Genomic DNA, 15,869 nt, shown 5'->3' with positions numbered 1-15,869 from the left:
TCCTCCGAAGCAAGGGGGACTACCATGAAAGACACACGGATCGCTGCACAGGGCCTTGTCCTGCTGGGTTGTGGCAAGATGGGATCGGCGATGCTGGCAGGTTGGCTGGCGCGTGGTTTGCCTCCGACCTCTGTTTGGGTTGTTGACCCGTACCCGTCCGACTGGTTGCAAGCGCAGGGCGTGCATCTGAACGAGGACCTTCCGTCGGAGCCTGCGATTGTGCTGGTTGCAGTCAAACCACAGATGATGGCCGATGCCTTGCCGACCTTGCAGGCGATGGGGAATGGCAAAACGTTATTTATCAGCGTCGCCGCCGGAACAACCATCGACTACTTTGAACAGACTTTGGGTGCAAAGACACCAGTTGTGCGGGCGATGCCGAATACACCAGCCGCAATTTCGCAGGGTATTACGGCGATTGTCGCTAACTCCGTGGCCGGTAAAACAGCACTTGAGGAGGCAGAACTGCTCCTGAGTGCGGTGGGCGAAGTTGTAAGACTGGAGGCAGAAGCGCAGATCGATGCGGTCACAGGTGTCAGCGGTTCCGGTCCGGCTTACGTGTTTCATATGATCGAAGCGCTTGCTGCAGCGGGAGAGGCACAGGGCTTGCCCGCAGCGCTTGCGATGCAACTGGCCAAGGCGACCGTGGCAGGGGCCGGTGCGCTGGCCATGCAGGCAAAGGAAACACCCTCAGAGTTGCGTGTGAATGTGACGTCGCCCAATGGCACCACACAGGCGGCTCTTGAGGTGCTGATGGACGAGGCGCAGGGCTTTCCCGCGTTGATGCCCCGTGCCGTCGCTGCTGCTGCTGACCGCTCAAGGGAGCTTGCCCGTGGCTGAGATTGAATTTGATGACTTTATGAAGGTGGATGTGCGCGTCGGGACAGTGATCCGCGCAGAACCGTTTCCCGAAGCGCGCAAACCTGCGATCAAGCTTTGGATCGATTTTGGCGGCGACATCGGAGAGCGTAAAACATCCGCTCAGATCACCGCGCACTACGAACCGGAGGCGCTGGTGGGCCGACAAGTGATGGCTGTGGTGAACTTTCCACCACGCCAAATCGGACCTTTTATGTCAGAGGTGCTGGTGCTTGGTCTGCCGGACGCCAGCGGAGAGATCGTGCTTTTGTCGCCGGACCGACCGGTGCCTGACGGCGGGCGGATGCACTAAAACGACTTTGCGTTCTTTCGGAGAGATGCCGGCTTCAGCTATCGCCGACTTCTGCGCGCCAATGGCGTCTGCAAAGTGAAACATACGTTTCATTACCCCCGATCTGGACCTGAGCGCCGTCTTTGACAACGTTACCATCGGGCCCTTTTCGGACAACCATTGTCGCCTTTTTCCCGCAGTGGCAGATGGTACGCACTTCGCGCATTTCATCTGCCAGCGCCAACAGGGTGGCGGAACCGGGAAAAAGCTGGCCGCGAAAATCCACGCGCAAACCAAAGCACATGACGGGTACATCCAGATCATCTACCGCCCGCGCCAGCTGCCAGACCTGCTCTGATTCCAGAAATTGTGCTTCATCCACAAAAACGCAGGCACAGGGCCCTGCGGCAAATCGCGCCTGAAGCTTTGCAAACAAATCCTCACCCGGCGCATATGTATCCGCCTGTTCGCCAATACCGATGCGGGATGCGATCCGCCCTTCACCGGCACGACCGTCGAATTGTGCCGTCAGAAGATACGGCACCATGCCGCGTTCCACATAGTTGTGCGCTGCTTGCAGCAAAACTGTCGATTTGCCTGCGTTCATTGTGGAATAGTGAAAATAGAGTTTTGCCATGGGGATGTCTGTTACGTCGCTTTGAAGGGGGGGATCAAGGTCAAGACGCGATAAGAATCGCAAACAAAGCAGCGTGCGCCACACGAGGTCGTCCTGCTGTGCGGGCCGGACATCCAGGTGGGCGCACGCGCTAACATGCACAGCTGGTGCGCTGTGAACTCGTTAAATCCTGTCAACATGTCAGGATACTTACGGAATGACATTTACTGCACGGGCAATTAATGGGAAAAGTCTGAGGTCATTCCCCGGCCCCGGCCATGTAGGGGGCTGACCGGTTGGATTGAGGACGAAATAATGGCCGTGATTGGCAGCTACCTGAAAAAGCATACTGAGGCGTTGGTCAAAGACGTCGGGATTGAACCTGCCTGCACAGTGACAGGCAAATCAAAAGCGACGCTTGGTCGTTATTATTCAGACAATGATGAACACTCAGACCGCTTTATGCCGATTGATGCGGTTGCCCAGTTAGAGCAGGCAGCTTCTTATCCGCACGTGACCGCGGCCTTGGCAGAACTGCGCGGAATTACCCTTAATTTTGAGGACCGGCGCAACAGCACTGGCCGCAAGGGTGGGGTGAACGCGGATGTGATTGCGTTGGCCCAGCGATTCGCCATGTTGATGGCAGAATACCAGGAATCGATGGAAGACGGTCGGATCAGCGTGAACGAGGCCAAGCGCCTGCTGAAAGAGACAACGATGCTGCAACAGGTTCTTGTCGATATGAAGCTGAACCTTGAAGAAGAAAGTGACTGACAGCCTGCCCGCTTTGCGCGCGGATGCGTTGCCGCAAATTGATGTGGATGCGCTCAAGGCTGCGGATGATCCGGGACACAAGCCGCGGATACTTCTTCTTTACGGCTCACTAAGGGCTGAAAGCTATTCCCGCAAAGCTGCAGAAGAGGCCGCGCGCATTCTTGAACATTTGGGCTGTGAGACCCGGATGTTTGATCCCGCCGGACTGCCGTTGCCTGATAGCGTAGAGCCTGACCACCCCAAAGTTGTCGAACTGCGCGAGCTTGCGGTCTGGTCCGAAGGTATGGTTTGGTCCAGCCCCGAGCGGCACGGGGCGATGACCGGTATCATGAAATGCCAGATCGACTGGCTGCCGCTGTCGCTCCAGGGTGGCATCCGGCCCACCCAGGGCAAGACACTGGCCGTTATGCAGGTCAGCGGCGGTTCGCAATCGTTCAATGCGGTGAACCAGATGCGCATACTGGGGCGCTGGATGAGGATGGTGACAATCCCGAATCAGTCCAGTATTCCCAAGGCTTGGCTTGAATTTAGTGGCGATGGCCGTTTGCCGGACGGTCCCTTCTACGCACGCGTCGTCGATGTGATGGAAGAGCTGGTGAAATTTACGTGGCTTGTTCGTGGGCGCGCTGACTATATGGTCGACCGCTACTCGGAGCGTGTCGAAAGTGCGGATGAGGTTCACAAGAGAGTGTCCTCCAAAAGCAGCTAGCGTCGCTAGCCATGCTTTTGCACGATCACCGACCCGACAGAATATCCCGCCCCGAACGAACAGATCAGTCCGGTATCGCCGTCTTTCAGATCACTTGAATACTTGGAAAAGGCGATAATCGACCCTGCGGAAGAGGTGTTCGCGTAATCCTGAAGGATGTTCGGCTGTTCACCCGGTTCCGGCGTGCGGCCAAGGACCTTTTTGCCGATAAAGTCGTTCATGGACTTGTTGGCCTGATGCAACCAGACGCGTTTCAAATCATCAGCCTCAACATCGTTATCTGCCATATGGTTCGCGATATGCTCCGATACCATCGGCAACACCTCCTTGAACACTTTGCGACCGTTCTGCATGAACTGCATGTCGCGTCTGTCCGCCACACCATCAGGGCGAGAGCGGCGCAGGAAGCCGTTGTTGTTGCGAATGTTGTTCGAGAACTCCGTCGCGCAGCGTGTTGATTTGATTTCGAAATAGGTGCCTGTCGCGTCTTCCGCACGTTCCATGAGCACGGCAGTTGCCACATCGCCGAAAATGAAGTGGCAATCGCGGTCACGCCATTCCAGATGCGCGGAACAAATCTCGGGATTGACGACCAGTGCAGAGCGGATGGAGCCGCTTCGTATCATGTCAGCGGCGGCCTGAATGCCAAAGGTTGCCGACGAACAGGCGACGTTCATATCGAACGCAAAACCGTTGATACCCAAGAGATCCTGTATTTCGATGGCTACGGCGGGGTAGGCGCGCTCAAGATTTGAGGCCGCGCAGATCACGGCATCCACGTCTTGTGCCGTTTTGCCGGCGGCTTTCAGCGCCTTTTTCGCAGCGTCCAGCGCCATCTCGGCCATCAGACCAGGCTCTTCATCGCTGCGTTGGCGCAAAAGAGGGTGCATCACCTTCGGGTCAAGAATGCCTTCTTTGTCAATGACATAACGCTGCTCAATCCCGCTGGCCTTATAAATGAACCCTTCGGAAGAATGCTCTTTGGCGGGCAGGTCACCTGCCTCGATAGCGGCAGCATTTTCGGCATTGTAGAGGTCTGCGTAAGCGTTGAACGATTCGACCAGTTCAGCATTGGTGATGACCTGATCCGGTGTGAAAACGCCGGTGCCGGTGATGGCGGGTGTATACATGGAATTTCCTTCGCTATCTCAACAATCCGCTGCGGGACGCGCACTTCAGTACGGTGCCCGTAGCGTCCGCTACGCGTACAAACGGTCGGTTCGAAGAGTTTTAGCGAAATTAGTGAAGGCTCGCCATCGGAAACATTTGCCCCGATGGAGGTGGACGAAGGTGGTAGAGCCTGTCAACGCCCGTCGTTGGACGTGAGACCTTCGATATCAGGGTCGAAACCAACACAAATGGATCTGAAGCCGAGCGCTTCGAACACCAGCCTGCCCGGCGTGTCGGAGCAGACCAATCAGTTTGCCGCAGAGGAGTGGGTGGCTGCGTACCGGCGGGCAATCTGGCCGAAGCGTTCAAATTCGCCGATGATTTCTTTCGCGACAGATGACGGACTGGGACGGTTCGGGCGCAGTACCGCTTCAACAATGTCACAGTCATACTCAAGCGTCGCGTTATGCTTCATAGCCAAGTGCTGCATCGGTAGGTTCTCTTTCAGACAGCTCATCTGAATCCGCGCCACTCGACGATTGCGGGCGATTGCAATGATGTGATCAAACAGTGCGTCACCCATGCCCGCATTCTGCCATCCGGCCTCGACAGTGAACGCTGCTTCGGCGGTGGAGGCCCAAAAATGGCTGACGCCACGCAATTCAACCACGCCTCGCAAATGTCCGTCGATAAACGCACCACATAAGATGCTCGAATCTGAAAAGATGTTGGCGACATACCGGATGACACCTTCGTCTTTGATCGCACCGCAAAATCGCGCACGCCGCGACGGGCCATCAAGCCGCCGGAAATGGCTGAGAATTTCCTCTTGGTCTGAAGGATAAAGTCGCCGCACGACGATATTCGGAATGGTGGCTCTACGGCTCATGGCCCTAATATCCTGATTTTTGGTTGAGTGGGCACCCTCGGGAGGAGCGGGAACCCTGCATGATATAGACGGACTGGCGCATTTCGATCTGCCAGTCTTTGCTCAACGTCGTTTACTGCTCCGGCTCTCCAAACCCATCCGAGAGCATTTTCAACGCATGCTGCGGAATTTCAGCTCTGGTGATGCCGACCTGCGCGAGTTGTGCATCGGTCATACTGGACAGAATGCCGATCATGCGTGCCTGCTGCATTGCGCGCGTACCAGCACGAACCTGCGAGGCGACCTTGCGCGGAAGAGCTTTGATGAAATCAAAGATGGCGGAGAGGGATGATCCAGACGCGTTGCTGCCTGTCTCTGCGATGTGTGAGTTAAACGCCATACGCCGCCTCCAAAGCCATTCTTCTGATATTGCTGCGTGCGATGCCCAGGTCCGCAAGGCTGCGATCGGATAATGATGCCAACTCGCTTCGTGTCCTACGGTAAACTGCGTAACCGGCAAAGCCGCGCGCGATTTGCTCACGCTTTTGATTAAAAAACGTGCGGCCAGCGTCCAGAACAGCGGCTGATCCGTTTCTCGAAATTGATATTGCCATGATAGTGCCTCGTCTATTGCTGCGATGCAGTATGTATGCTGCACTGCAGAAGATAGGCGCGGTTGGTAGCGCTCGCAATTTCCGATTTGGCATAGCACCCATGCTCATATGGAAACGCTTGTAGGTGAAGAATGGATATTTCAGCGCAGATGCTCATATTTGCGACGGTTGTCGATCAGGGAAGCATCTCTGCGGCGGCGCGTTCGGTCGGGCAAACCCCGTCTGCTGTTAGCAAGCAGATCGGTTTGTTGGAGGACCATGTGCATTACCGCCTGCTGCACAGGACAAGAACAGGTGTTTCCCCAACCCAGGAGGGAGAAGAGTTCTACCGCAAATGCAAAGCGATGGCCGAAAAGTTTCATGAGGCCCAAGACCACATTTCGAACCTTGATGGCACACCGCGCGGTAAATTAATGATCGCCTCTACCGTGGCTTTCGGAAAATCCCAGCTGATTCCGGCGCTGCCCAAATTCATGGATGCGAACCCGCAGGTTGAGGTGTCGCTTGATCTGACGGACCGTGTTGTTGATCTACAGGCGGACGGGTTTGACGCGGCCATTTGCTTTGCCGAGCAGCGCAAGAACCCCGATATCGTTGTACGTCGTCTGATGGCAAGCCGGCGCGTTCTATGTGCGGCACCTTCCTATCTGGAACGTCGAGGGATGCCGGAAACTTTTACGGATCTGGCAAAACATAATTGCCTTAGGGTCTCGGATGACAGTGGGCGAAACGGGTGGCGCAGCACCGATGCCGGAGGCGGGCAGGTTCTGGAAGTGCAGGGCAGTTTCGAAGGCAACAGCACCGACGTGATCTTTCGTGCGGCCCTCGCAGGGCTCGGGATTGCGCGCTTGCCGTTCTATATGGCGGGCGAGAGCTTTAAGTCAGGGGAGCTTGTCCACGTTCTGCCCGAGTATGCGCCGCCCAGCACAGACATTGTCGTGATGTTTGCAGAAAGGCGTAATCTTGCGCCTAAGACGCGCACACTGATCGACTTCCTCGTCAAAGAATTTCGTGACCGGCCTAAAGATTAACGCGCTTTTACTTGCCCTTACCAGTACAACTTCACCTTCACATGACCCAGACAGACATATACGCAGGATTTGGGTGAAGCGCCCGACGGCAGTCGCCTGACGCGCCCTTTACCCCTGCAGTGCTTTCACGCCGATCTCGTCTTCGGCTTGCGCTTTAATCGCCAATGCGGCTGCATAGGCACCAGCGGCAGTGGTGTAGTACGGGATCTTGTCGAACAGTGCGATGGAGCGGATGGACTTGCTGTCCTCAACCGCTTGCGCGCCTTCGGTGGTATTGAGGACAAGATGAACAGCGCCGTCTTTCATCATGTCGGTGATGTCCGGGCGCCCTTCGTATACCTTGTTGGTGGTGGTGGCAGGGATGCCGTTATCCACAAGCCAGGCCGCTGTGCCGCGCGTTGCAACAATAGTGAAAGATTGTTCGATCAGGATGTGGGCAGCTGCCAGCATATCATCAGTTTTGTCCATGTCCTTGATCGACACAAAGGCCGTTCCGGTGCGCGGCAGCATGGTACCTGCTCCCATCTGTGCCTTGAGGAATGCGCGTGGAAAGTCGCGATCCCAGCCCATGACTTCGCCAGTTGAACGCATCTCGGGACCAAGCAGCGTGTCGACGCCAGGGAAACGCGCAAACGGGAGCACAGCCTCTTTTACCGAGAACCATGGCATATTTGGATTCGCGAGCGTCATCGGATCACCCAAGGGCAGCGTGTCGGAGTAGGCCGACTGCTCAGGGTAGGGTGCCCGCAGCGGGAAGTTGCTGAGCGGCTCACCTGCCATGATGCGAGCGGCGATGCTGGCGATGGCTGAGTCGGTGGCTTTGGCGACAAAGGGTACTGTGCGCGAGGCGCGGGGGTTCACTTCGATCAGGTAAACCTCGCCGTCTTTGACCGCGAACTGGATGTTCATCAGACCAACAACATTAAGGGCAAGCGCCAAAGCTTTGGTTTGCTTGGTGACTTCGTCGATGATGTCTTGGGGCAGGGAATAGGGTGGCAGCGAACAAGCGCTGTCGCCGGAGTGAACGCCCGCCTCTTCGATGTGTTGCATGATGCCCGCAACGTGCACGTCCTTGCCGTCACACAGCGCGTCAACGTCGAGTTCAACAGCGCCCGAGAGGTAGCTGTCGAGCAGCACCGGGCTGTCGCCAGAGACAACCACGGCAGAGGAGATGTAGCGTTCAAGGCTGGCCATGTCGCGCACGATTTCCATGGCGCGGCCACCAAGGACGTAGGAGGGGCGGATCACAAGGGGAAAACCGATTTCTTCGGCGATTTTCAGTGCCTCGGCATCTGTCGAGGCGATGCCGTTATGCGGCTGTTTCAGGCCAAGTTGCTGGACAAGCTGTTGGAAACGCTCGCGGTCTTCTGCCAGATCAATTGCGTCAGGCGTGGTGCCGAGGATCGGGATACCTGCTTCTTGCAGTGCATTGGCGAGTTTAAGCGGTGTCTGGCCGCCGAACTGTACGATAACGCCATGGAGGGTACCGTTTTCCTGCTCGACCCGCATGATTTCCATGACGTGCTCAAACGTGAGTGGCTCGAAATAGAGCCGGTCAGAAGTGTCATAGTCGGTCGAGACGGTCTCTGGGTTACAATTGACCATGATCGTCTCGTAGCCCGCGTCCGTCAGCGCATAGCATGCATGGCAGCAGCAGTAGTCGAATTCGATGCCCTGACCGATGCGGTTTGGACCACCGCCCAAGATGACGACTTTTTTGCGGTCGGAGGGGCGGGCCTCGCATTCTACGTCACCCATCATCGGGGCTTCGTAAGTTGAATACATGTAAGGTGTTTGCGCTTCGAACTCGGCAGCGCAAGTGTCGATCCGTTTGAACACTGCGGTCACGCCGAGGTTGTGGCGCGCACGGCGGATGTTGTCTTCGTCGCGGCCTGTAAGAGTGGCGAGCCGCGCATCGGTGAAGCCCATCATCTTGAGTTTTCTCAGCCCGGCCTCATCAAGCGGCAGACCTTCGGCCCGCACGCGTTCTTCGGCATCGATAATCTCGCGGATGCGGTCAAGGAACCACGGGTCGAACATGGTGACGCCATGGATTTCATCGTTGGTCATGCCGTGGCGCATGGCTTGCGCGATAGTCAGAAGGCGGTCGGGGGTCTGTTTGCTGATCGCTTTGACAATGGCGGCGGAATCTGGCGCGCCGGGAATATCGATTTCGTCAAATCCGGTAAGGCCCTGTTCCATGGATGCCAGCGCTTTTTGCAGGCTCTCGTGGATGGTGCGGCCGATGGACATGGCCTCGCCCACGGACTTCATCGCTGTTGTCAGATAGGGTTCTGAGCCGGGGAACTTTTCAAAGGCGAATTTCGGGATTTTGGTGACAACATAGTCGATTGTCGGCTCAAAGCTGGCTGGCGTGACGCCGGTGATGTCGTTGTCCAATTCATCGAGTGTAAAGCCCACGGCGAGTTTGGCGGCGATCTTGGCAATTGGGAAACCGGTCGCTTTTGAGGCCAGCGCGGATGAGCGCGACACACGCGGGTTCATCTCAATCACGACCATGCGGCCATCAGCGGGGTTCACGGCCCATTGGACGTTGGAACCGCCGGTTTCCACGCCGATCTCGCGCAGGACGGCGATCGAGTGGTTGCGCATGATCTGGTATTCTTTGTCGGTCAGGGTCAGCGCCGGGGCCACGGTGATGGAATCACCTGTGTGCACGCCCATCGGGTCCACGTTTTCGATAGAGCAGACGATGATGGCGTTGTCAGCGGTATCGCGTACGACCTCCATCTCGAACTCTTTCCAACCCAAAAGCGATTCGTCGATCAGGATCTGGCCAACCGGAGAGGCGTCCATGCCGGAACGGCAGAAGAATTCGTAGTCTTCGCGGTTGTACGCCACGCCGCCGCCGGTGCCGCCCATGGTAAACGCAGGGCGGATGATGGCGGGCAGGCCGATTTCTTCGAGGTCTTGCAATGCCAGCGCCACGCCAGCGGCAAGGTCTTTTTTGCCGTTGGTATCCAACGGAGCGGTGCAAATGGTCGCTTTGGGGTTCTCGATGCCCAGCCGGTCCATCGCATCGCGGAAAAGCTTGCGATCTTCGGCCATTTCAATGGCTTCGCGCTTGGCACCGATCATCTCAACACCGAATTTCTCAAGCACACCCATCTCTTCTAGGGCGAGGGAAGTGTTCAGACCGGTCTGGCCGCCCATGGTCGGGAGCAACGCGTCAGGGCGCTCTTTCTCGATGATCTTGGCGACAATTTCAGGTGTAATGGGCTCGATGTAGGTTGCATCTGCCAGGCCCGGATCGGTCATGATCGTGGCCGGATTGGAGTTGACGAGGATGACACGGTAGCCTTCCTCTTTCAGTGCTTTGCAGGCCTGTGCGCCGGAGTAGTCAAACTCGCAGGCTTGTCCGATAACGATGGGACCCGCGCCAATGATCATGATCGATTGGATGTCGGTACGCTTTGGCATCGGAGGCCCCCAATAAAATGCAAATTAGCCGCGTTATAGGCATGGGGCGTCTGGGTGCAAGAGGGATTGCTGGACAGCAGGGCTTAACTGGCGCTTGCGCAGGAACAAACGCCAGACCGGGTTCAGCACCCAACCCCTAAGGGTATTAGCCAAGCAGAAAGGGTCTGCGGCTCAAGCGTCGAGAAAAGCGCGCACTGTTGCCTCGAAGGCGCGGGGATTTTCAGCGTGCAACCAATGGCCGGTATCGGGTATTTTTGCGAAACGGGCGTTGGGGAAAAGTGACTTGATGTGCGGGCGGTGTTCGGTGCGCACATAGTCCGATGCGCCGCCTGATAGAAACAGGGTAGGGCCGTCGAATGTGCCGGTCATGTCTTCCGGCCACCCGATAATTTTGGTCATCTCGGCCTCAAGTACATCAAGGTTAAGACGCCATGCTTTTGCGGGGACGTCGAGGGACTGGGTGAAAAAGCTCTGTAGCGCAGGCTCGATCCCCGCATCGGCCAGTTGTTCTGCCGCATCGGAGCGGCGGTCGACGCGAGACAGGTCAACGCTGCGCATGGCGTCGATCATGCCTTGCTGGCTATGGCCGTAGGCGACGGGCGCGATGTCGGCGATGATGAGCTTCCGAATTAGGGAAGGTTGCGTGAGCGCCATTGCCATGGCCGCTTTGCCGCCCATCGAGTGGCCACACAGATCGACCGGTGCGCCGATGTGCGATGCGAGGTCGGCGAGATCACGGGCCATGTCCGGATAGCTTTGACTTGTCTCGCGCGGGCTGGTGCCGTGGTTGCGCATGTCCGGTGTGATGACATGGCGGGTGTCTGAAAGGCGCTTGGCAATCACGCCCCAGTTACGGCCCGACCCGTAGAGGCCATGGGCGATAATCAGGGCTGGATGGTCGGGGGCAGGCGTGCCGTGTTCGGAATAAGAAAGCATGCAGCAGGGGTAGCGGCATTGCGGGCCTTGCACCAGTGGGTTTAGAAGACGGTATGTTGGACGCAAAGGATATCACGCGCAAGGTCGAGGCGGTAAAGGCTCTGCTTCATGCAAAGTTCGGGATCAAACAACGACCGCTGTCGCGGATGATCCTGAAAGCGGGCCGGCGTTTGCCGCGCCGGGTCCAGAAGCAGGCCCAAGTGCTGGTGGAGGCGGAGCGTTTTGGCGCTCATCCCAAGCTTGCGCGTCAGATGGACGGGGCGCGTGTTTCACAAGCCTATAATGTTTGCGTGACTTATCTGGATGGTATCGATGTGGCAGACCGTCGCAAAGGCCGCATTCTGGGGATAGCGGGTGCTATCGTATTCAACCTGCTGGTGGTGGTCGCAGTCTTTGTGCTTTGGCTGTGGTGGCATGACTACGTTTGAGGTTTTTTCACGATGGTAAAGGTAAAACGCATCGTTGCGGATTTGAGCACTGATGACCCAAAAGGGCTTGGTGCGTTTTATACCGCGTTGTTTGATCTGGATGTGTTGATGGATCAGGGCTGGATCATGACGCTGGGTGGCGATGCCCCTTCGCCGGTTCAGGTATCGCTGGCAAGCGAAGGCGGATCGGGGACCCCGGTGCCGCAACTGTCAATCGAAGTCGACGATCTGGATGAAGTTCTGCGGCGCGTGCAAGCGCTCGGCATCAATCTGGTGTATCCGCTTACCCATGAGCCATGGGGCGTCAGGCGGTTCTTCATCGCTGACCCGACGGGGCGGGTGCTGAATATCCTGTCGCATACCTAGGCCCGTCGGGGGATGGACGATTTTATGTGCCGCTGTATTGCGCGTCTGAAACCTTTTCCAGCCAGTCAGCAGCCGAGCCATCCAGCTCTTCCTGAAGCGCGATATGCGTCATGGCGCAGTCCGCAGATGCGCCATGCCAGTGCTTTTCTCCGGGCGCAAACCAGATCACATCGCCCGGTCTGATGGTCTGGATCGGATCTCCTTCTTTCTGCGCAAGGCCCAGACCAGCGGTCACGATCAACGTTTGCCCCAGTGGGTGGGTGTGCCACGCTGTGCGCGCTCCCGGCTCGAACGTGACGGACAAGGCATTCAGGCGGGCAGGCGCGGGGGCCGACATCAAGGGGTCCATGCGAACGGTGCCGGTAAAATAGTCGGGGTTCGGCCGACTGGAGGGGCGCGATCCGGCGGGGTGAATAATCATGGCGTGTCCTTTGAGCTTGCTCTCTGGGGACAACCTACATCACATGAGCCAAACGAAAAGGGATATGAAATGGGGAATACTGCATTAATCACAGGTGCGTCGTCGGGCATCGGAGAAGCCTTTGCGCGATACCACGCGGGCAAGGGCGGCGATGTGATCGTGACTGCGCGAGGCAAAGACGCACTTGATGCGCTCAAATCCGAGCTGGAAACCGCACATGGCATTAAAGTACACGTCTTTGCTGCCGATTTGGGCAAGCCGGATGGCGCTCTGACCCTCTATGGAGAGGTGCAGGCGGCTGGTCTGACGATTGATGTGCTTATCAACAACGCAGGCTTTGGCGGACAGGGCAAACATCTGGACCGGTCGTTGGAGGAAGAACAAGCAATGACGGACCTGAATGTTCAGGCCCTGGTGGCGCTATGCCATCTGGTAGGGCGTGATATGGTCGCGAAAGGAAGCGGGCGCATCTTGAACGTAGGATCAACAGCAGGCTTCATGCCCGGTCCTTATCAGGCCGTCTATTTTGCGACGAAGGCATTTGTGCGGTCTTACACAGAGGCGCTGGCGCATGAGTTGAAGGGCACCGGAGTGACGGCAACTTTGTTGGCACCGGGATATGTGAAAACAAACTTTGCGAAACGTGCAGAACTTGATGGCACAAAGCTGGTGGCAGGGGGTGGGAAGACGCCTGAGTCTGTAGCCAAACACGGCTATGACGCGATGATGCGCGGAGATCGCGCGACCGTGAATGAGAAGGGGCTGAGCTTTCTTGTAAACTGGGTTATCCCGCTTTTGCCGCGCGGGCGTGTGTTGAAGATGATCGAAGATATGCAAAAGAAATGATCCGCTAAAGCCTCCCGATGCGGAACCCCCGTGACAAGTGGTTCCGCATGGCAAAGAGCAAAAGCGCACCGGGTATCATCGAAGCGGTTGTGACGGCCATCACCAAACCGATGTCGGTCTGAAATCCGAATAGGGCGCTGATTGCCATGCTGATCGGCTTGCCGTTGGTGGTGGTCAGGATGCGGGCGAAGACGACCTCGACCCATGAAAACATGAAGCAGAAAAACGCAGTGACGGCGATGCCCGGGGCGATCTGCGGCAAAAGAAACGTCCAGATAAAGCGCGGGCGGGAATAGCCATCGAGGAAAGCTGTTTCATCCAGTTCGCGCGGGACGGCCGATACGAAGCTCTGCAAAATCCAGATGGATACAGGAAGCGTGAACAGGCAGTGGGCCAAGGCAATGCCAAAGACCGAATTCACAATACCAAGTGCCGAGAACAGCTGAAAGATCGGCAGGGTCAGAACAACCGGGGGCGTTATGCGCAACGCGATGAAGGCAAAGAAAAGCTGGCGGTCCCCCGCAAAAGACATGCGCGAAAACGCATAAGCTGCCGGAATTGCGACTGGTAGCGTGATGCATATGTTGATCAGCACATAAGCGATTGAATTGGCAAAAGCCGAGGCAAGGGCGGGATTGCCTAGAATGCCTGCATAGTTGCTCAACGTCAGGCTTCCCACTTCAATACCCGGCTGCGGCAAGGTCGAAATGAAACTGAGCAAGGCCATTTGCGTCAGGGGCAGAATGCTCCAGATGAGGAACGCCAGCAGGGCAAAGGTTTTCAACGCACGGCGCAGCATCATGAAGCGACCTCTTTTGCGTCGCGGTCAAGGCGGGTCTGCGCTTTGGTAAATGTCCATGCGACCAAAACAACGATCAGAAAGTAGATGACAGAGCGGGCGGCGGACGGGCCATAGTTGAACGCCTTGATGTCTTCGCCAAGATCGACAGCTAGAAATGTGGTTGCGCCATCAGGGCCGCCTGCGTTGATCGGAAACGCCTCAGCGTAGATCATAAAGGAATCCATAAAACGCAAGAGGACGGCCATCAAAAGGACATGCGTCAGCGCCGGCAGCTGGATATGGCGGAAGATCTGCCAAGGGCCCGCACCGTCGATGGCGGCGGCTTGGTAATAGGCAGGCGGGATTGTTGTCAGCGCGGAGTAACACAGCAGGATCACCAGACTGGTCCAGTGCCAGGTGTCCATCGCCAATAACACGATCCATGTCTGAACCGCAGACGTTTTCCAACCGCCAGTCCAACCGGCAGAAGCAAGCAGCCCGCCGATAATACCGCTGTCAGGGTTCATCAGGCTCAGCCAGAGCGCAGGGATCATATTCCATGGAACAAGAAGTGGCAGCGCCACGCCAGCAAGCGCGAACCCCACCCAGAGTTGGCGTTTGGGAATACAAAGGGCGATGGCGATACCGAGCGGGATCTGGATGCACAGTACAAGCGCAGAGAACAAAAGGCTGCGCCCGAAACTGGACCAGAAGCGGCCGGAGGTTATGATCTCGGCATACCACTCGGTCCCGACCCAAAAGCGTTGGTCGAGAATGAATATCTCGAAGAATGAATAGTTTATGACCGTAACGAGTGGCACCAGACCCACCAGCGACAGGATCAGTGCGGACGGCAGGACAAAGAGCCAGCCCCTATTGGTGACGGACTTCATCTGCGCGAACGGGGAAGACTATACCAGAACGACATCTGTGCCCCAGTCGGCGCAATCTTGTGCCAGTTTGTCCGGCAAGGCACCGTCAGTGAACCAGACGTTCACGTCGCTCAACCCGCAGATTGTCAAAGGTGCCTTGCGTTGAAGTTTGGTGTGATCCGCGACGACCATGACGTTCCGCGACCGCCCAATCGCCGTGCGGCTGACCAGAACTTCTTGTCCGTCAAAATCAAGCAGATCGCCGTCCTCATCAATCGCGGAACAGCCCAAGACCGAATAATCGAACTTGAATTGCCGCACCATATCCGCGGTCAGCCCACCGACCAAGCCGCCGTCAGCGCGGCGCAACACGCCACCCGTCAGGATAATCTCGCAACTGTGGTTTGCCGCCAGCGTGTTTGCGATGTTGAGGTTGTTCGTCACCACCAGCAGATTTTCGTGATCCAGCAGCTCATGCGCAACGGCTTCGGTGCTTGTCCCGATATTCATAAAGACAGACGCACCGTTTGATATTCTCTCAGCACAGGCGCGCGCGATGGCTTTTTTGCCTTCCTCGTTCATCCGGCGCCGTTCATCGTAGACAAGGTTCACAACGCCCGATGGGACCACGGCACCGCCATGCACGCGTTCAAGCCGCCCCAGATCAGCAAGTTCGGACAGATCGCGCCGGATGGTTTGTACGGTGACATCGTAAAGCTGGGCCAGACCGTCGACGGTGACTTTACCATCTTTGCGGGCCAGCTCGATTATCTCTTTTTGTCGAAAGGTCGAGACCATTCGTTGCATCCCTTCAGTGTCGTCCAACAATGACGCTGAACGCCGACTCGTCAAGACGCCACGCTTTCGTTTTAACAGCATTGAAGGTGAATTCGCAAAATTCGGTGG

Annotated in this window: 19 protein-coding genes; 8 read left to right on the top strand and 11 right to left on the bottom strand. The window is 56.9% G+C overall.

Going from position 1 to position 15,869, the window contains the following annotated elements; all coding sequences use genetic code 11:
* The first annotated feature begins 24 nt into the window (after positions 1–24).
* A complete protein-coding gene (proC, locus tag Z946_RS0104235) occupies positions 25–840 on the top strand; it encodes a pyrroline-5-carboxylate reductase (protein WP_025054494.1) in 816 nt (271 codons plus the stop codon).
* On the top strand, positions 833–1,171 hold the full coding sequence (locus Z946_RS0104230) for a tRNA-binding protein (RefSeq protein ID WP_025054493.1): 339 nt from the start codon (positions 833–835) through the stop codon (positions 1,169–1,171). Before proC ends, Z946_RS0104230 begins: the two co-directional genes overlap by 8 nt.
* A gap of 34 nt (positions 1,172–1,205) precedes the next feature.
* Here the strand turns inward: Z946_RS0104230 and Z946_RS0104225 are convergent, their stop codons facing one another.
* The gene (locus tag Z946_RS0104225) at positions 1,206–1,787 is read right to left on the bottom strand and encodes a thymidine kinase (RefSeq protein WP_025054492.1); all 582 of its coding nucleotides are present in this window, start codon (positions 1,785–1,787) and stop codon (positions 1,206–1,208) included.
* A gap of 294 nt (positions 1,788–2,081) precedes the next feature.
* Here Z946_RS0104225 and Z946_RS0104220 point away from each other — a divergent pair, with 294 nt between their 5' ends.
* Both Z946_RS0104220 and arsH read left to right on the top strand, forming a co-directional pair.
* Positions 2,082–2,540, top strand: a complete 459-nt coding sequence (locus Z946_RS0104220) for a hypothetical protein (RefSeq protein ID WP_025054491.1) — start codon at positions 2,082–2,084, stop codon at positions 2,538–2,540.
* Positions 2,533–3,249, top strand: coding sequence for an arsenical resistance protein ArsH (arsH, locus tag Z946_RS0104215; RefSeq protein WP_025054490.1), 717 nt, complete (start codon positions 2,533–2,535; stop codon positions 3,247–3,249). The genes Z946_RS0104220 and arsH overlap by 8 nt, the downstream gene beginning before the upstream one ends.
* Positions 3,250–3,254: 5 nt before the next feature.
* Here the strand turns inward: arsH and Z946_RS0104210 are convergent, their stop codons facing one another.
* From Z946_RS0104210 to Z946_RS21330, 4 genes are all read right to left on the bottom strand, one after another.
* Positions 3,255–4,379, bottom strand: a complete 1,125-nt coding sequence (locus Z946_RS0104210) for a beta-ketoacyl-ACP synthase III (protein WP_025054489.1) — start codon at positions 4,377–4,379, stop codon at positions 3,255–3,257.
* Between the two features lie 287 nt (positions 4,380–4,666).
* The gene (locus Z946_RS0104205) at positions 4,667–5,248 is read right to left on the bottom strand and encodes a GNAT family N-acetyltransferase (RefSeq protein WP_025054488.1); all 582 of its coding nucleotides are present in this window, start codon (positions 5,246–5,248) and stop codon (positions 4,667–4,669) included.
* Between the two features lie 112 nt (positions 5,249–5,360).
* On the bottom strand, positions 5,361–5,627 hold the full coding sequence (locus Z946_RS0104200; RefSeq protein ID WP_025054487.1) for a DUF1127 domain-containing protein: 267 nt from the start codon (positions 5,625–5,627) through the stop codon (positions 5,361–5,363).
* The gene (locus tag Z946_RS21330) at positions 5,617–5,841 is read right to left on the bottom strand and encodes a DUF1127 domain-containing protein (RefSeq protein WP_081780776.1); all 225 of its coding nucleotides are present in this window, start codon (positions 5,839–5,841) and stop codon (positions 5,617–5,619) included. The genes Z946_RS0104200 and Z946_RS21330 overlap by 11 nt, the downstream gene beginning before the upstream one ends.
* Before the next feature lie 131 nt (positions 5,842–5,972).
* On the opposite strand from Z946_RS21330, the gene Z946_RS0104195 reads away from it, so the two are divergent.
* Positions 5,973–6,872, top strand: a complete 900-nt coding sequence (locus tag Z946_RS0104195) for a LysR family transcriptional regulator (protein WP_025054486.1) — start codon at positions 5,973–5,975, stop codon at positions 6,870–6,872.
* A gap of 108 nt (positions 6,873–6,980) precedes the next feature.
* Here the strand turns inward: Z946_RS0104195 and carB are convergent, their stop codons facing one another.
* Both carB and Z946_RS0104185 read right to left on the bottom strand, forming a co-directional pair.
* Positions 6,981–10,313, bottom strand: coding sequence for a carbamoyl-phosphate synthase large subunit (carB, locus tag Z946_RS0104190; RefSeq protein WP_025054485.1), 3,333 nt, complete (start codon positions 10,311–10,313; stop codon positions 6,981–6,983).
* Between the two features lie 171 nt (positions 10,314–10,484).
* A complete protein-coding gene (locus tag Z946_RS0104185) occupies positions 10,485–11,249 on the bottom strand; it encodes an alpha/beta fold hydrolase (protein ID WP_025054484.1) in 765 nt (254 codons plus the stop codon).
* 53 nt (positions 11,250–11,302) lie between these two features.
* Here Z946_RS0104185 and Z946_RS0104180 point away from each other — a divergent pair, with 53 nt between their 5' ends.
* Both Z946_RS0104180 and Z946_RS0104175 read left to right on the top strand, forming a co-directional pair.
* The gene (locus Z946_RS0104180) at positions 11,303–11,677 is read left to right on the top strand and encodes a hypothetical protein (protein ID WP_025054483.1); all 375 of its coding nucleotides are present in this window, start codon (positions 11,303–11,305) and stop codon (positions 11,675–11,677) included.
* 12 nt (positions 11,678–11,689) lie between these two features.
* Positions 11,690–12,043, top strand: a complete 354-nt coding sequence (locus tag Z946_RS0104175; RefSeq protein ID WP_025054482.1) for a VOC family protein — start codon at positions 11,690–11,692, stop codon at positions 12,041–12,043.
* Between the two features lie 22 nt (positions 12,044–12,065).
* On the opposite strand, the gene Z946_RS0104170 is transcribed toward Z946_RS0104175, so the two are convergent.
* On the bottom strand, positions 12,066–12,464 hold the full coding sequence (locus Z946_RS0104170) for a (R)-mandelonitrile lyase (protein WP_025054481.1): 399 nt from the start codon (positions 12,462–12,464) through the stop codon (positions 12,066–12,068).
* A gap of 69 nt (positions 12,465–12,533) precedes the next feature.
* Here Z946_RS0104170 and Z946_RS0104165 point away from each other — a divergent pair, with 69 nt between their 5' ends.
* Positions 12,534–13,310: an SDR family NAD(P)-dependent oxidoreductase gene (locus Z946_RS0104165; protein ID WP_025054480.1), complete on the top strand. Its 777-nt coding sequence runs from the start codon at positions 12,534–12,536 to the stop codon at positions 13,308–13,310.
* 4 nt (positions 13,311–13,314) lie between these two features.
* On the opposite strand, the gene Z946_RS0104160 is transcribed toward Z946_RS0104165, so the two are convergent.
* From Z946_RS0104160 to Z946_RS0104150, 3 genes are read right to left on the bottom strand one after another with little or no spacing between them, the layout of a single operon-like run.
* Positions 13,315–14,112 carry a carbohydrate ABC transporter permease gene (locus Z946_RS0104160; RefSeq protein WP_025054479.1) on the bottom strand — a complete coding sequence of 266 codons (798 nt, stop codon included), beginning with the start codon at positions 14,110–14,112 and terminating at the stop codon, positions 13,315–13,317.
* Positions 14,109–14,984, bottom strand: a complete 876-nt coding sequence (locus Z946_RS0104155) for a carbohydrate ABC transporter permease (RefSeq protein WP_025054478.1) — start codon at positions 14,982–14,984, stop codon at positions 14,109–14,111. Before Z946_RS0104155 ends, Z946_RS0104160 begins: the two co-directional genes overlap by 4 nt.
* 18 nt (positions 14,985–15,002) lie before the next feature.
* Positions 15,003–15,761: a DeoR/GlpR family DNA-binding transcription regulator gene (locus Z946_RS0104150; RefSeq protein WP_025054477.1), complete on the bottom strand. Its 759-nt coding sequence runs from the start codon at positions 15,759–15,761 to the stop codon at positions 15,003–15,005.
* Positions 15,762–15,869: the final 108 nt, after the last annotated feature.

The sequence above is a fragment of the Sulfitobacter noctilucicola genome, assembly GCF_000622385.1.
Lineage (GTDB): Bacteria > Pseudomonadota > Alphaproteobacteria > Rhodobacterales > Rhodobacteraceae > Sulfitobacter > Sulfitobacter noctilucicola.
The sequence above is the reverse complement of the archived record's forward strand: the minus strand, read 5'-3'. Positions and strand labels throughout refer to the sequence as shown.

What these genes read in the sequence shown, in the direction of transcription:
- proC (WP_025054494.1), top strand. Translation starts at nt 25, where the DNA reads ATGAAAGACACACGGATCGCTGCACAGGGCCTTGTCCTGCTGGGTTGT.
- Z946_RS0104225 (WP_025054492.1), bottom strand. Translation starts at nt 1,787, where the DNA reads ATGGCAAAACTCTATTTTCACTATTCCACAATGAACGCAGGCAAATCG.
- Z946_RS0104220 (WP_025054491.1), top strand. Translation starts at nt 2,082, where the DNA reads ATGGCCGTGATTGGCAGCTACCTGAAAAAGCATACTGAGGCGTTGGTC.
- Z946_RS0104210 (WP_025054489.1), bottom strand. Translation starts at nt 4,379, where the DNA reads ATGTATACACCCGCCATCACCGGCACCGGCGTTTTCACACCGGATCAG.
- Z946_RS0104205 (WP_025054488.1), bottom strand. Translation starts at nt 5,248, where the DNA reads ATGAGCCGTAGAGCCACCATTCCGAATATCGTCGTGCGGCGACTTTAT.
- Z946_RS0104200 (WP_025054487.1), bottom strand. Translation starts at nt 5,627, where the DNA reads ATGGCGTTTAACTCACACATCGCAGAGACAGGCAGCAACGCGTCTGGA.
- Z946_RS21330 (WP_081780776.1), bottom strand. Translation starts at nt 5,841, where the DNA reads ATGGCAATATCAATTTCGAGAAACGGATCAGCCGCTGTTCTGGACGCT.
- Z946_RS0104195 (WP_025054486.1), top strand. Translation starts at nt 5,973, where the DNA reads ATGGATATTTCAGCGCAGATGCTCATATTTGCGACGGTTGTCGATCAG.
- carB (WP_025054485.1), bottom strand. Translation starts at nt 10,313, where the DNA reads ATGCCAAAGCGTACCGACATCCAATCGATCATGATCATTGGCGCGGGT.
- Z946_RS0104185 (WP_025054484.1), bottom strand. Translation starts at nt 11,249, where the DNA reads ATGCTTTCTTATTCCGAACACGGCACGCCTGCCCCCGACCATCCAGCC.
- Z946_RS0104180 (WP_025054483.1), top strand. Translation starts at nt 11,303, where the DNA reads ATGTTGGACGCAAAGGATATCACGCGCAAGGTCGAGGCGGTAAAGGCT.
- Z946_RS0104175 (WP_025054482.1), top strand. Translation starts at nt 11,690, where the DNA reads ATGGTAAAGGTAAAACGCATCGTTGCGGATTTGAGCACTGATGACCCA.
- Z946_RS0104170 (WP_025054481.1), bottom strand. Translation starts at nt 12,464, where the DNA reads ATGATTATTCACCCCGCCGGATCGCGCCCCTCCAGTCGGCCGAACCCC.
- Z946_RS0104165 (WP_025054480.1), top strand. Translation starts at nt 12,534, where the DNA reads ATGGGGAATACTGCATTAATCACAGGTGCGTCGTCGGGCATCGGAGAA.
- Z946_RS0104160 (WP_025054479.1), bottom strand. Translation starts at nt 14,112, where the DNA reads ATGATGCTGCGCCGTGCGTTGAAAACCTTTGCCCTGCTGGCGTTCCTC.
- Z946_RS0104155 (WP_025054478.1), bottom strand. Translation starts at nt 14,984, where the DNA reads ATGAAGTCCGTCACCAATAGGGGCTGGCTCTTTGTCCTGCCGTCCGCA.
- Z946_RS0104150 (WP_025054477.1), bottom strand. Translation starts at nt 15,761, where the DNA reads ATGGTCTCGACCTTTCGACAAAAAGAGATAATCGAGCTGGCCCGCAAA.